This window comes from Stomatobaculum sp. (genome assembly GCF_057248925.1).
In genome coordinates, this window is record NZ_DBHIHF010000002.1 from 15,942 (window position 1) to 30,520 (window position 14,579).

Consider the following 14,579-nt stretch of genomic DNA (forward strand, 5'->3'; position numbering starts at 1 on the left):
TATATAGTGTCGATATGCCACCTCTTTATTCAGTTATTAATATATTTTTAAGTGAAAGTCAATGAATAAGTCTGAATATTCTACTTTCGGGCACCTATTATTCCACTTTCGGATACCCATCATTCTACTTTCGTCTACCACGCAAAGGAGCCTCCAGCAATCTTCCGATTGCCGGAGGCTCTCCTTTCTCATAGAGCAGACGATGTCTGCGTTTCATCCAGCCACAATGGAATAGCCATAGTACAGCCGCAACGAAAAAGTCCGCCGGACAATACCCTCGTATTGTCCGGCGGACTCTTTTCATACTTCTTCTGTTTTATAACGCTTCGCCTTACGCGCTCTCTTCCTCGTCGAGCAGGTTGGTCATGCTCTTTAGGCCTGTCACAATGGTGGAACCGTTGTGCAGGAGTGCACCGGTCGCCGGCGGCAGGATACCGCCGACACCGAGCGCTATGAGCAGCGCGTTGAAGCCGATGATGAAGTTGTAGTTCGAGTGAATGCGGCGCATCAACGCCATGCTGAGCTTCCGGAGGAAGACCAGCTCGCGCAGATTATCGGCCGCAATCGTGACATCCGCGACCTCACGCGCAATCGCCGCACCGTCCGAAATCGCAATGCCGACATCTGCCTCGGAAAGCGCCGGCGTATCGTTCACGCCGTCGCCGATCATGATGACCTTGCGGCCCGCTGCGTGTTCCTTCCGCACAAACTCTGCCTTCGTGCCCGGCAGAACTTCCGCGTGGAATTCGTCGAGATGCAGTTGTGCGGCCACGGCCGCCGCTGTCTTCTCCGCATCGCCGGTCATCATGCAGATTTTTGAAATGCCGAGTTTCCGGAGGCCGTCGATAATCTCCGGTGCCTCCTCGCGAATCGGGTCAAAGATGCAGATGACCGCGCAGAGCTTGCCGTCGATTGCGAGATAGAGTTTCGAGTACTCATCCGGCAGCGCTTCGAGCTTCTTCTCATCGCGCTTTAAGAGCTTGCACTTCTCATCCTCAAAGACAAAGTGATAGGAGCCGATGAAGGCTTTCTTTCCGTCAATCTCGGAGGCAATGCCGTGTGCGACCACGTACTGCACCTTGGAGTGCATCTCCTTGTGGCGGATGCCGCGCTTCTTCGCCTCTGCAACGACCGCATTGGCAATCGAGTGCGGATAATGTTCCTCCAGGCAGGCTGCAATCTTCAGCGCCTCGGATTCCTCCATGTCGCCGAAGGTCTCAATGTGCATGACGGTCGGCGTCGCACGAGTCAGCGTGCCGGTCTTATCAAAGACAATCGTATCGGCCTCTGCAATCGCCTCCATGAACTTTCCGCCCTTCACGGAGATCTTTCGATCACCCGCCTCGCGGATTGCGGAGAGCACCGAGAGCGGCATCGAGAGTTTCAGCGCGCAGGAGAAGTCGACCATCAGGAACGCCAGTCCCTTTGCCACATTTCTTGTGAGCAAAAAGGTCAGCGCCGCGCCGCCGAGCGAGTACGGCACCAGGCTGTCCGCAAGGTGGTAGGCTCTCGCCTCGGTGTTTGACTTTAACTTCTCGGACTCCTCAATCATCTTGACAATCTTGTCGTAGTGACCGCTGCCCTTTGCCTTTGCGACCTGAATCACGCACTCGCCTTCTTCGACGACGGTGCCGGCATAGACATAGGCACCCGCGTGCTTCTCGACCGGCACGGATTCGCCTGTCATCGAAGCCTGGTTCACGGTCATCTCGCCTTCGAGCACCGTGCCGTCGAGCGGAATTACGTTCGAAGTGCGAACCACGATGCGGTCGCCGACCTGTACGTCCTTGACATCAATCAGGACATCGGCGCCCTCGGTCTTCATCCAGACCTTCTCGACCTGGAGGCTCATGGCGCGCGCCAGATCGCCGACCGACTTCTTGTGCGTCCACTCCTCGAGAATCTCACCGAGCTCTAAGAGGAACATGACCGAAGAAGCCGTGTCAAAGTCACTGCGGAGAATGGACGCCGTGATTGCGGTCGCATCCAGCACCGGCACTTCGAGGCCGCGCGTCAGCAGGCAGCCGAGGCCGTGCACCACATAGCGGAGACTCTTGACCGTTGTCCAGACCGCGCGCACCGGCGCCGGCAGGAGCAACATGGTCGCCGCACGTCCCACAACCTTCCAAAACAGTTTGTCCTGGTAGTGGCGCGTCAGTGCGCGTCCGCTGTCTTCGGGCACTAACGAGAGCGCGTATTCATCCTGGTATGAAAAACCACAGAGAGCGTCTAAAAGCCGCTCTCTGTGGTCCGCCTCCCGATTGTACTTCACAATTGCGTCGCCCGTCCGCTCGAAGACCTTGACATCTTCCACAAAGGGCAGGTCACGCAGGTAGTACTCCAGAATATCCGCCTCGCCGAGGGACATACGCGTCCCCGCGAGGTGGATACGCATTACGCGTCTGGATTCGTGGCGTATCGTATATCTCATGCTTCCGTCGCTGCCTCGTGCTCCTCAACCAGAGCCTTTGCCTCCTGGTAAGCTCTCTCCGCGTCCGCTGCATAACGGCGCTCGTTCAGATCCTTTGCATCCTCATAGATGTCATCGCAGTTCTCGCGAAGCGTGGAGACAGTCTTCATCACGCAGTCCTTGCCGCGGAGCACCGCTGCGGTTGCGTGCGTGTAAGCGCACTTTGCGTCTCTCGACTTCAGAATTGTGATACCTGCCGTACCGAACACCGTACCACCGACAAACAGACCAAGCTTAAACAGCTGCTTTGTACCAAACATCATTCTTACCTCCTAGGTTGAAATTCATTGTCTATAGTTTAGCGTTTTTTCCGGAAAGTGCAAAATAAACTTATTTTGAAATCTCTAACCGCGCTTAGTGCAAATATCGCGGCAAAATATTCGCAAGAAGAAACAGACCGGACAAAAGCACCAAAACGAATATATGTAAACGATAGCTTATGCTAACATAACCCACATACTCGCGAATCAGGGCGTTCAGCGTGTAATACCACTTGGTTTTTGCCCCGAACCCCTTGCACGGAAGATGCATCCGTCGCGCGAGGAGCAAGGCCCGGAATACATGATAGCTTGTCGTCACCACAGCGACGCGCGGATGCGTTCGCTCCATCAGTTCTCTGGAATATTCCAGATTTTGTCTCGTATTTCTCGATTGTTTTTCGACCAGTATTTTTTCCGGCGGAACCCTCCTTGACAGCGCATAACGCGCCATAGCCTCGCCCTCTGTGATATCCTCCCCCGGGCCCTGTCCGCCCGAAAGAATGAGCAGCGCCTTCTTATTCTTTTTTAAGAGGGCAATGCCGCGGTCCAGTCTCGCCGCGAGCAGCGGCGTGATGCGCTCCCCCCGAATGCCCGCCCCCAGCACGACAATATAATCGAAGTTCTGATTGTCCCGCCGGTGAATCAGGTTCAGCACCGCGGAGACGGCATAGATTGCAAAGAGCATCAGTCCGTACACAATCCAGAGTCCCACCACCCCATAGACCATTCTACCCGCGAAGTTACTCTGCCAGTCGCCGAGCTGCGGCCAGAAAATCAGATAGGCAAAGAGTAAGATTGCAAAGAGAAGGGACAGCGCGTTCTGCGGACGCAGTCCTTCGCGCCGCAACACCCGTATTCCCTGAATGAAAAAGGTGAGCACCAGAAGTAACGGAAACAGCAGGATTGTCAGCATGAAGAGAATCATGAGCAGCACAAGTAAAAACCAGAGCGGCGGATGCACCTGCAACCAGTCCGAATAACGGAATAGCAACAACAGGAGCAGGATACCTACCCCCACAAGCGCGAACAGAAAGCTCACACCGCTCCAGAGCGTACGCGGCTCTTTTACCATCACATAGATAAAGATTCCGATTAGCAACAGCGAAAACAGCTGACTGCCGTGCAGAATCAGAAGTTGTGTATTCGGATTCAAATATTCACCTCCCAAGGCTTTCTCGAATTGCTTCAGAATAGCATAAACCCCGATTCTCCCGCCAGTTCCAATTCGCAATCACAAGGTATCACTTGAAAGCTATACCTCTTATAGACTTATGCTTACACAAGTTTGAGAAACTCTCGCACTGCGCGGGACATGTAGCGATTCCGACGGAAATAGAAATTGACTTCGCGCACGGCCTCCCGCGCGTTCAGCTTGTAGAAGCACAGATTGGTATCGTCAGGAACATGTTTAATCAAAACGTCGCCGTTGAATGAAATACCCATGCCGTAGCAGGAGAAGTTATAAGCTGTCACCTGCTGCTCCGGCTCAAGCCGCAGTTTCGGCGAAAATCCGGCCTCATGGCAGAGTCTGTCCGCCCGCTCTCTCGTGTCATTGCCCTCGCGGAGCAAAAGAAAGCGCTCCTCCCGGAATTCCTGCAGCGGCACCGGCGGGATGCGGGAATTTAAGTGCGCGTTGCGCTTGATATCCTCTGCGGTCAGCGCGTAGTTCCGCACTCTCTCATTCACTGCAAGCGCCTTCGGCACCGTGAGAAGGAGATGCTCTTCGCGAAAGAACTTTTTCTCATAGGCCGCGGCATTCAGCTCGGTGTTGTCGATCAGCAAATCCAGCGAGCCGTCCGAGAGCCTCTCTTTCAGTTCCGAGGTCACGGCCTCCACGAGCTCAATGTGAATCTGCGGAAACTGCTCGGTGAACTGGGAGACCAGCGGCGGCAGCGCATACGAGGTGAAGACATTGGTCCCGCCAATCGAAACCGCTCCGTTTTGCAGGGCGTTCCGGTCGTGCACATAGGTCACAAAGCCGTTTTCCACGTCGAGAATCAGTTCGACCGCGCGGATATATTCCCGCCCGAGATCGGTGAGGCCGATCGGATTCGTGCTCCGGTCAAAGAGCGGCGCGCCGAGCCGCTGTTCGGTCTTTCGGACCGCATTGCTGAGCGAGGGCTGAGAGATAAAGAGTTTTTTTGCCGCGCGTGAAAAACTCATCTCCCGGTATACTTCATAGACATAGCGCATGCCCTGAAACATATCTTCACCTGACATTTTTCTCCTTTTTATACTTTTTATCTGTCGGCAGTTATATTTCTTTTTTCGAATATTTTATATCATTTTATTGATATTTGTGAATAGTATAGCGCTCTGTTAGACTGGAGACAAGCACTTCAAAAAACCTATTTAGGGAGGTTTTACTATGACGGAAGTAAGAGAAGGGTATCGCCTGGAGCACGATTCGATCGGTGAAAAAGAAGTCCCGATTGACGCCTATTACGGCGTGCAGACGCTCCGCGCACATGAGAATTTCAACATCACCGGGCTCAAGATGCATCCGGAGCTCATTGTCAGCGTTGCCCAGATCAAGAAGGCCGCTGCGATCACGAACTTTGAGGTCGGCGAGCTCTCGAAGGAGCGCGCAAGCGCGATCGTAAAAGCCTGCGACGAAATCATCGACGGCAAGCTGCACGACCAGTTCATTGTCGACCCGATTCAGGGCGGCGCCGGCACCTCTCTCAACATGAATGCCAATGAGGTCATCGCAAACCGCGCCATCGAGATTCTCGGCGGCACCAAGGGCGACTACAGCATTGTGAACCCGAATGACCATGTGAACTTCGGCCAGTCGACCAACGACGTGTTCCCGTCCTGCGGCAAAATGGCGGCTCTCACGCTGCTCCGCCGTGCGCAGATTCAGCTGAAGCGCCTCGAAAAGGCACTGCTCGAGAAATCCGATGAGTTCGACGCTGTCATCAAGATGGGCCGCACCCAGCTTCAGGACGCCGTGCCGATTCGTCTCGGTCAGGAGTTCCACGCCTATGCGAGCGCCATCGGCCGCGACATTCGCCGCTTTGACAACGCAAAAGAAGAAATCCGCTCCCTCAACATGGGCGGCACGGCAATCGGCACCGGCTTAAACGCCGACACGACCTACTTCCACCGCGTCGTCAAGAACATGTCGACGATTACCGGCGAGGAACTCGTGCAGAGCTACGATACCATCGATGCGACCCAGAACCTCGACAGCTACGCGATGGTCTCGGGCATCGTAAAGAGCTGCGCCGTGAATCTCTCGAAGATGTGTAACGACCTTCGCCTCATGTCTTCCGGACCGCGCACCGGCTTCTGCGAGATCAACCTGCCCGCAAAGCAGAATGGCTCTTCCATTATGCCGGGTAAGATTAACCCCGTCATCCCGGAGGTCGTGAACCAGGTCGCATTCAACATCATCGGCAACGATGTCACGATTACAATGGCGGCCGAGGCAGGTCAGCTCGAGCTGAACGCGTTTGAGCCGATTATCTTCTATAACCTCTTCGAGTCGATTCAGACCCTCAGCAACGCGGTCCAGACCCTCGTCGACAACTGCATCGTCGGCATCACAGCAAACGAAGAACACTGCCGCGAGATGGTTGAGAGTTCTATCGGCATCATCACCGCCATCTGCCCCTATGTCGGCTACGAGACCGCGGCGAACATCGCGAAGGAGGCACTCCGCACCAATCAGTCCGTCCGAGAGCTGATTCTGCAGAAGAAGCTGCTCTCCGAGGAGCAGTTAAAAACCATCCTCGATCCCTACACCATGACGAAGCCCGGTATCCAGGGCAGAAATCCGGCGGATTTACTCTCCGACTGAGTGTCCCTCAAAACAGCACATACAAAAAGCGCTCTGCAGCGATGCAGAGCGCTTTTCTTTGCCGAAAACAATTACCACTGGGAAATCAGGTAGATGAGACCCGATCCGAACATGTCCGCCATCGAGTGAACCAGCACAATCGGGAGCAGGTTCTTGATGAACTTGTGGTAGGAAACATAGTAGAGCAGACCGAAGAAGATACCGATGATGAGCGCCGAAGCCATGCCCTGGTAGGTGTGGAACGAAGCGCGGATAATCGTCGAGAATACCAGCGTGCCCCACTTGTACTTCTCCTGCACGGTGCCGAGCAAGCCGAGGAAGTAAAACTCCTCATAGAACGCGTTCAGCAGCGCGTAAATAATCGCGACCTTGGAGAGCGCCGCAAATTTGGGAAATACCGAGAGCAGGTTGATGTGGCTCAGGCTCTCCGCCGAGAAGTAGTTATAGCCGTTGTCGAAGATCAGATACAGAATATCTGCGCTGAGACCCATGATGATGAAGAGCACCAGGTACTGCGGAACAATCTTCCAGCTCAGCTTGAACTTGACCTGCTTGAAGTCAAAGTTCCGGATAAAGAGGTAGATGAAGACAATCGCCAGCATGGTCGCCTGATACCTCAGGTTACTGGAGTAGGCGGCTCCCTCGGTTGCCACATCTGTTGTTGTCTCCGCGACCTCCGTTGCAGCTTCCGTGACCGCTGTCGCAGCCGCCTCAACGGCCGGTTTCAGGGTCGCGAGGTACATCTGCGTGGAGATGACAATAAACTTCCCGAAGAGAATCAGGGTGATGATGATGACATCAAACCATCTGAGATTTTTTGTCTTCTCTCTCGGGAGGATAATGTCGCGTATATTCATGCTAAGTTACCCCCTTTATGATTTTGAGTGTCCTCATTATAGCAAGGACAACATAAACTTACCACCTCATTTTAACATATGTAGAATTTTGCACAGAAAATATCCAAAACTTATCAGAAATTTGCGCACAATTCAGGTTCCGTCTCTTCCGGAACAGAAAAAGCGCCGCACTGTGGTGATTATCCACAGTGCGGCGCCGTCTGTCCGCTTTCCTCTCAAAGCTGTGCGTCCAGCTTCTCCTCCAGTGCCTGCTGCGGCACTGCGCCGATCACGCGATCCACAACCTTGCCGTCCTTGATGATGACAAAGTTCGGAATGCTCATGACCTGGAACATCTGTGCAAGCTCCGGCTCATCGTCCGAGTTGACCTTGCCGACCTTGACCTTGCCCTCGTACTTCTCCGCGAGCTTCTCAACCACCGGCGCCATCATTTTGCAGGGGCCGCACCAATCCGCGTAGAAGTCAATGAGCACCGGCTCCTTGGACTCCAGAACTTCCTTCTCAAAACTATCTTTTGTGAAACGATATTCCATCGCACTACCTCCTTAGAGTTTGATTTTATCTATAAAATCAATAACTGCTCCTATTTTGCCAGAGTCTGCGACAGATGTCAAGCCCCCTCAGAGACCGAATTCTGCCGGATCCAGCGTCACCGCTCCGTTTTCCCGGACAAAGCAGGGAATGCCGACATAGCCGCCCTCTCTGACCGGCCGGAATGCCTCCTCGCGGTCGCGCAGCTGTAAAAATGCCTTCAGATAGGCCACATGCTCGCCGATATTGATGATTTCAAACTCGCTCTCTCTGCCGCTCGCCTTGATGTTTGCCGCAACTTCCGCGCAATCCGGACAACTCGGCATCCCGTACACCTTAATCATTCTGCTTCTCTCCTCCCTGCTGAAAATGTCTCTTTGCAAATTCCATATCCTGCACAAACTCGGCGGTGCCGAGATAGTTGCCCTCCGCATCCCGCACGGCGCGGTAATTGACCAGCATGGTCTTTCCGCCCTTCTCGGCCCAAATCGAGACACTGCTCTGCCGTCCCGCGCGGAACTCTCCGATAATCTGGCGCACCAGCGGCTCTACCTTCGGCGGATGGCAGGAGAACACTTCGCGGTCCAACGCCATCTTCGGGCGCTTAAATGCCTTCTGTCCCTCGTTCTCGTTGAAGTAGCGGTTGATGTTGTCGGCGTCGACAAAGGTGATTTCCATCGGAATCGTATTCAACAGCCACTCGAGCTGATCCAACTTCAGGTGACCGCCCGGCATCACAATCTCGCCGACAAAGGAAGAGCTGCAGCGCTTTGTCACCGTCGTATCGACCGCAACCTGCACTTCCGTCTCCTTTGCCGCAGGCTTATCTTCCTCTGCCGCTTCATAGACCTTGCTCACGACACCGAGGCAGTTCTCATAGTCCTTGGAGTCGCGGTAAATCTGCTTCCACTCATCCTCCGTGAAATTCACGGCGCAAATCGGGAACAGAATGTTGGTTTCCTTGTAAATCATCTCGTCCGCGCGCTGCACAACAGCCTCTGCCGCCGCCTTCCAGGCATCGTCCTCGACTTCTGCCTTGTCAAGGCGCCCAAGCTCGTCGCGGATTTCATCGTCCACCGTCCACATCACAGAGGACGGACCCGTCACATCATATTTTACCTTTAACAGCGGATAGAGTAAGTCGCCCTTCTTTGCGTAGTGCACCGAGACCTCACGGATTGCGTGCACTGCATCCTTTAAGGAGACACCGAGTTTTGCCGCATCGCGGAAACTCTCGATGCGCAGCGCAAGCGCCTGATTTTCTCTCGTGAGGGTCTCAAGCGGATGGCCGGGAATCGCAATGAGTTTTGCAGCCAGTGCGTTCTTATCGCCATACTGCGCCTGCTGCTCCGCCTTCTCGTGGTCGGCAATGCGAATCATCGACGCCGCGACTTCGCGCTCGGCATTCGCAATCCGCTCTTCCTTGGTTGCCCCGTGGAACAGCGCCGAGTGAATGTCGCAGAGCTTCTGCACCTCCTCGAGCGGCATGCCGTCCTTCATGAGCTGCTGCTCCGCCTGCATGATTTCGGACGCTTCGACCGAGTGGAACTCTTTCCGGAAATCCTCCCGCACCGTGTCGAGCGACTCACCTTGACTGAGACGCGTGAGGTAGCTCTTTAATGCCTCCGCTCTCTCCGGGTTTGCATTCGGAAAATTGTACTGTGCAGTCGGCGGCACCGGAGGCTTTGCCGGGGGGGTCGGCGGCGTGGGGGGCGTCGTCTTGGTCGGCGGCACCGGCGCGCCGTCGGCTCCGCTCACCTGAAACCCCTTCTCCTCAAAGGCCTTTACAATCTTTTCCATCGGGATGCCCTTCATCCGGGAGCCCTTCGGCACCGTCATCACCTTACCCGCCGAAGCCAGAATCTCCGGCTCCGTAATCTCCTTGAAGCCGACACTTGCCATAATCTCCTTGAATTCCGGGTACTCCGTTGCGAGCTCATATACTGTTTTTCTGAAATCTATGATTTTATCCATGGATATGCCTCCAAAGTGGTTTGTTCATCCTTACCGTTCCACTATAGCATATCTCCCGCAAAAAACCGTGATTACGGCAACAAAAGCTGAAATTTCATCTCCCTACATCCTGTACAGCGTCATTTAGCCTCGTCACGCCTTTGCCTGCCGCATGAGTAGCAGACGAACAGGACACTTAGCGCTACCGGTCCGTTCCGCAAACGCGTTACCTCAGAAAGAGAGACTTTTGTTCCCATGTCTTAATCAGCCCTCAGTCTAAGTTCAGCTTATAATAATGGGCGTCAAAATAGGTTTCTTCGCCCCATTTCCGATAGCGCGTTTTTCTGTCCTCCGCAAACCCGAATTTGCGAAGCAGCGCGATTGAAGGGAGATTCGCGTCGGCCACTTCTCCCGTAACGGACTTTCCGCCTTTTGCTTTCACCCAGCGAAGGATGGCATCGACCATCTCGGTTCCGAGGCCTTCTCTCCAATGCTCCTTCGCAATACAATACCCAATGTCATAATTATCGTTTTCGGGGAATATACAACAAGTCCCGACAGGCATCCCATCCGCTTTCCGTTCGGCAAGCAGATAATATCCCTCCGGATTATCCTCCATCTCGTCGACACATTTGAGATACGCTTCATCCATATTCTCACGAACAGGATCACTCATGTACTTTCCGTTTTCTCTGTCACCCCACAGAGATAAGGTAAAGTCTTTGTCGGATTTTCGCCAAGAGCGGAGCCTCAACCTTGGTGTTTCCGGATTTTTGATAAGAAGCATTGTGTACGGTCCTCCTAGCTCATAGGGCTTCCCTCCCCTTTCGGCGTCAGGATGTCCCCGTATATCTCATATTTTCCCCCGCATGTATCTCATCAGGGCTGTGTCCGGTTCCTTTTGACTCGGCTTGCGGTGATAGTCATTCCAGCTGAAATACGCCGCAAGAGCGCCCAGGCCCAGGATTACTTTGGGGAGATAGCCGAGCAGGAGATGTCGTTTCCACCGGTGACTCTTTTTTGTACTCTTGCTGCATTCCTTGTCCTCCCTTGCGACTTACATCTCTGAACGCTCGTCTAATTTACCGCAATTCGGTTGCAACGCTCGCAGAAGGCTGCCTCTGCTTCCTGACAGCGGCGCATATAGCTTCCGAGTGCTTCCCGGTGATGCAGTTGCTGTGCCCGCCAGCGGTTTATAATCCCCGTCATTTCGTCAAGCCCGTCATGCGACACCGAGACATAGCGAAGCCCGGAAAGCGTATGCCGGAGTTCGCCGATATCGCTTAGAATGTAATTGCACTGCAAAGCCATCTCTTCACAGTTCTGCATAGACTCTCCGGCATCCGCATAAGAGATACCGACTTCTCCCCGGTAAGTACTGCTGTTGTCTGCCGGTTCCTTCGCGAGGAAGCCCTCTGTATCAAACAACTTTGCTGCCTCTCCTGCTGCGCTCCCCGCGGGAAGACACGCAAACTGTGCCTGTAATCCCTTCTCCAGGCGTGCCGCATAGTGCAGCAGAATTTCTTCGGTCTCGCGCGCATCGTAAAGAACTCGCTTGGCAAGCGCAAACAGCGGCCGCTTACCCGGCATATCTGATTTGAGCTCTTCCAGTGTGGAAATTCCGCAGGTTTCCAAAATGCATGACTCCAGCGCTGCTTTGTCACGCTTTAAGCTATCAACACCCGCCTGAATTTCTGCCGTATGCTGTTTCCGCAAAAGTTCAGCCAGTTTCCAAGGATACTGTGCCCCGGCCGGAATCCAAAAGAGCGGATAGCAACTCTCCTCACAGCTTCCGATTGTCTGATCTACACTTCGACAAACATAAGCAACATTCTTGCTCAGCGCAAGAGAAGGCGGTGCCTGGAATCTTGGGGGCCAGGGATATCCACCTCTGCTCATGCACCCCGAAATCGGATCTGACACCTGCTTAAACGGATAATTCAGATTGCAAAACACCCTATAATCATCCAAATAATACGCTTGTGTGACATCCATCCATGCGGATTTCACCCAATCACAAGCTCCTGTAATTGCTTCACTATACGCCTCGATTCCAAACTGAAGCATACCGATTGTACAGCGATTAAATGTCTGATCATGGCGTATCATCGGCAATCCGCCTTCATCCCGATAGAATGAGTTCGGCCTTATACCGTCATTGTCAGCCAGTTGCTTCGCTGCCTCCAATTTTTCTACTATGAATTTGCTCATAGATTGACACAATACCCCCGGCAATCCAATAACGCATCCGATTCCTTCCCGATAAAAATCCAAAGATTTATTCCAGGCATCCCCCGCTTCATTCAAACCGTTCTGTATGTCTTTGGGAAGCATCCCTTTCAGTTTTAGTACGATTTCCCCGGCTCCTGTCGGCCATCGCTCAAGCGGATGCTCCTTTGAGTAACTTTCAGAATAATATCGATAGGCAGAAAAATGTAACAGCGGAATAATGTCAGGAAGAAATTTCATTGTTCTCCCGCCGAGTTTGAGGTGCTCAATAAAATTATAATTATGCGGTAGTGAGTTTGCGTGAAATACCTGTATCAGCGCCATTGTGGGGTGCATGAGATCAGCCCGCTTGTCCGGCGGGAGTTTCATCAGTTCATCCGAAACAACCTTGGCATATTCGGCCCAATTCCCTTCCTTTTCTACTTTCTCCTGTAACCTCACGCTCCCGTCTCCGTCGATATGGAGCAGCCGAAATGCATAGTGATATGCCATTACATTTGCATTCCGGTCATTATCTACTTCCGGCACATCTAAGGCCATCTGATTTCGCGCAAAATATCCTCGCTGTTCTGTATATCCGATTCCGTGTACAATATCATTATCGGCATAGATACTATATATATCATTGCGCATCTCTTCTACTTTTTCCGCGCCCCAGTGTTGCACAAGCTCATCCCAATGTTCCGGCGGAATTCCCGGCGCATCAAACACATAGCAGCGCGTATTCTGCAATTCCGGAAAAACTCCCTTTGCGGTAACCGCACGTTTCCCTCCCTGTGAATGAGCGCTGAGGACCAGTTTATTCTCTTGCATGAACTGCCTGCACATTTGGGCAGTCTCATCATCTCCTTCTTCGATTTGCCGTAAGGTATCCTGCATGTTCAATAAACTTGCTCTGTCAAGCGGAGAAATCCGCTCGTAAGTAAATCCGTCCTTTTGAAAATGACCGGTACAGTCACTCTCCATATTCGCATTGTCACTCCAGGCTGCTCTCGGCGTCCCGCGAAATACCATGCTCACGCCTTCTTTGATTCCCTGTCTTTCACTACCTTTGTAAATAAAAACCGCAGCTGAAATTGCCTTTGCGTCTGTGATAGAGTCTGCTTCCTTTCGCGTGACTCCGTGCGCAATCAGATCATTGGTATTTTTGTTGAAACTTGTATAGTATATCTTCGCATTTCCAATATCGGAGATACCGGACTCCTCTTTGAGGCAGGCTTCTAATGTCTCTAACGCACCATCCTCCACCTTACCATTCATATTCTTGTAAGCCCGCGCCCTATTTACAATTTCTCTAATTTCGGTCCCGTCTGTAATCCCCATTTCAGCCAAAGGCAAATATTCAACAAGATTGTACACAACCTCCTGAGTTATCTCCGATTTGCTCGGATTCTCTCTTATTTTTATTCGCATACTTTCTCTATATCTCCTTAATATTCTTTCTTCAATACCTCTTTTCTCTTTCCTTCCAAGAGTAGATATAATAGGAATCATCTCCTCTATTCCAATATACATTTACAGATAATTCGCAAGGAAACTCTCTCGGACTCATCCATTCTCTTTTTCTAATATCGCTATCAAATTGATTCTGCGTAACATAATAAATACGCCCATCTATATCATATCCATGCTCTTTTAATATCTGCAAAAGTTTCTGCATATCATTTTCTCTTTTTTCAGGCTCTCTTATCACGCAAACATTGACACGGTTCCATGGTATGATTTTCAAGTATTCTGTAATCAATTCTGTTGCATTTTGCTCACGCCCGTTATATGGCACTATGGGTACTATGACGGCAAGCTCGTATGTTCCCGGCTCATAGATTCGATCAAAGATCTCCCGGAACTTTTCTTCCGCCTGATTGCGCAATACAAAGCTCATATAGTTGTCATGCAGCGTATTCTTCTCATAATCATAGTCAAGGACGATTTCTTCTTTTTCTTCTTTCTTCGGAAACTTCTCGGAAGTAAACGCGAGTTCATAGGTATTGCTGGTCGAATAGAAAATATCACTCGCCAGATACGTTACACTTCCCTCTCCCTTCGGTGTCAGGGTATCTCCGTATATCGCATACTTTCCCCGCATGTATCTGGTCAGGGCTGTGTCCAGTTCCTTTTGACTCGGCTTGCGGTGATAGTCATTCCAGCTGAAATACGCCGCAAGAGCGCCCAGACCAAGGATTAATTTGGGGAGATAGCGGACACAAAGACGTTTCCTTTTCTCCGCCGCTCTCTCTGTCTTCGTTTGTTCTTTCATGTCCGGTTGCATGTCTGTTTTCCCCTTCCTATGCCTCTTATCTCATCAGAAGACAACTGTCATCCGTATTTCCCTCGCATAGCAGACCGCACCGGTACAGAGCAAGGTAGCGAAGCAAATCCGGTATCTCATGACCGGGTATCTCCCGCTGACGGATTTCCACTGCATTGTGCGAAACCGAGCAGTTGCTTTCCGCTTCCCGGCAAGCAGCCGGTCC

At 52.2% G+C, this 14,579-nt stretch carries 12 protein-coding genes; 1 reads left to right on the plus strand and 11 read right to left on the minus strand.

Annotated features, from left to right (window positions below; all coding sequences use genetic code 11):
* Positions 1–331: 331 nt before the first annotated feature.
* The 4 genes from ACO4XG_RS00625 to ACO4XG_RS00640 all read right to left on the minus strand — a co-directional run bounded on the left by ACO4XG_RS00625 (position 332) and on the right by ACO4XG_RS00640 (position 4,950).
* A complete protein-coding gene (locus ACO4XG_RS00625; RefSeq protein ID WP_308508900.1) occupies positions 332–2,431 on the minus strand; it encodes a heavy metal translocating P-type ATPase in 2,100 nt (699 codons plus the stop codon).
* Positions 2,428–2,733, minus strand: coding sequence for a DUF6110 family protein (locus ACO4XG_RS00630; protein ID WP_308508899.1), 306 nt, complete (start codon positions 2,731–2,733; stop codon positions 2,428–2,430). Before ACO4XG_RS00630 ends, ACO4XG_RS00625 begins: the two co-directional genes overlap by 4 nt.
* Before the next feature lie 91 nt (positions 2,734–2,824).
* Complete coding sequence (locus tag ACO4XG_RS00635) at positions 2,825–3,883, minus strand: YdcF family protein (protein ID WP_308508898.1); 1,059 nt, start codon at positions 3,881–3,883, stop codon at positions 2,825–2,827.
* 122 nt (positions 3,884–4,005) lie between these two features.
* A complete protein-coding gene (locus tag ACO4XG_RS00640) occupies positions 4,006–4,950 on the minus strand; it encodes a LysR family transcriptional regulator (RefSeq protein WP_308508897.1) in 945 nt (314 codons plus the stop codon).
* Positions 4,951–5,098: 148 nt separating this feature from the next.
* Here ACO4XG_RS00640 and ACO4XG_RS00645 point away from each other — a divergent pair, with 148 nt between their 5' ends.
* Positions 5,099–6,535 (plus strand): aspartate ammonia-lyase, encoded by a 1,437-nt coding sequence (locus tag ACO4XG_RS00645; protein ID WP_009533425.1) that lies wholly within the window; start codon positions 5,099–5,101, stop codon positions 6,533–6,535.
* Between the two features lie 71 nt (positions 6,536–6,606).
* On the opposite strand, the gene ACO4XG_RS00650 is transcribed toward ACO4XG_RS00645, so the two are convergent.
* The 7 genes from ACO4XG_RS00650 to ACO4XG_RS00680 all read right to left on the minus strand — a co-directional run bounded on the left by ACO4XG_RS00650 (position 6,607) and on the right by ACO4XG_RS00680 (position 14,374).
* Entirely contained in the window at positions 6,607–7,392 is a 786-nt protein-coding gene (locus ACO4XG_RS00650; protein ID WP_308508896.1) for a CPBP family glutamic-type intramembrane protease, read from the minus strand.
* 215 nt (positions 7,393–7,607) lie between these two features.
* On the minus strand, positions 7,608–7,925 hold the full coding sequence (trxA, locus tag ACO4XG_RS00655; protein WP_009533423.1) for a thioredoxin: 318 nt from the start codon (positions 7,923–7,925) through the stop codon (positions 7,608–7,610).
* 87 nt (positions 7,926–8,012) lie between these two features.
* A complete protein-coding gene (locus ACO4XG_RS00660; protein ID WP_308508895.1) occupies positions 8,013–8,267 on the minus strand; it encodes a glutaredoxin-related protein in 255 nt (84 codons plus the stop codon).
* Complete coding sequence (locus ACO4XG_RS00665) at positions 8,260–9,897, minus strand: DUF438 domain-containing protein (protein ID WP_308508894.1); 1,638 nt, start codon at positions 9,895–9,897, stop codon at positions 8,260–8,262. The genes ACO4XG_RS00660 and ACO4XG_RS00665 overlap by 8 nt, the downstream gene beginning before the upstream one ends.
* A gap of 250 nt (positions 9,898–10,147) precedes the next feature.
* Positions 10,148–10,663, minus strand: coding sequence for a GNAT family N-acetyltransferase (locus ACO4XG_RS00670; protein ID WP_308508893.1), 516 nt, complete (start codon positions 10,661–10,663; stop codon positions 10,148–10,150).
* A gap of 290 nt (positions 10,664–10,953) precedes the next feature.
* The gene (locus tag ACO4XG_RS00675) at positions 10,954–13,518 is read right to left on the minus strand and encodes an alpha/beta hydrolase family protein (protein ID WP_308508892.1); all 2,565 of its coding nucleotides are present in this window, start codon (positions 13,516–13,518) and stop codon (positions 10,954–10,956) included.
* A 31-nt stretch (positions 13,519–13,549) separates the two neighbouring features.
* Entirely contained in the window at positions 13,550–14,374 is an 825-nt protein-coding gene (locus ACO4XG_RS00680) for a hypothetical protein (RefSeq protein ID WP_308508891.1), read from the minus strand.
* Positions 14,375–14,579: the final 205 nt, after the last annotated feature.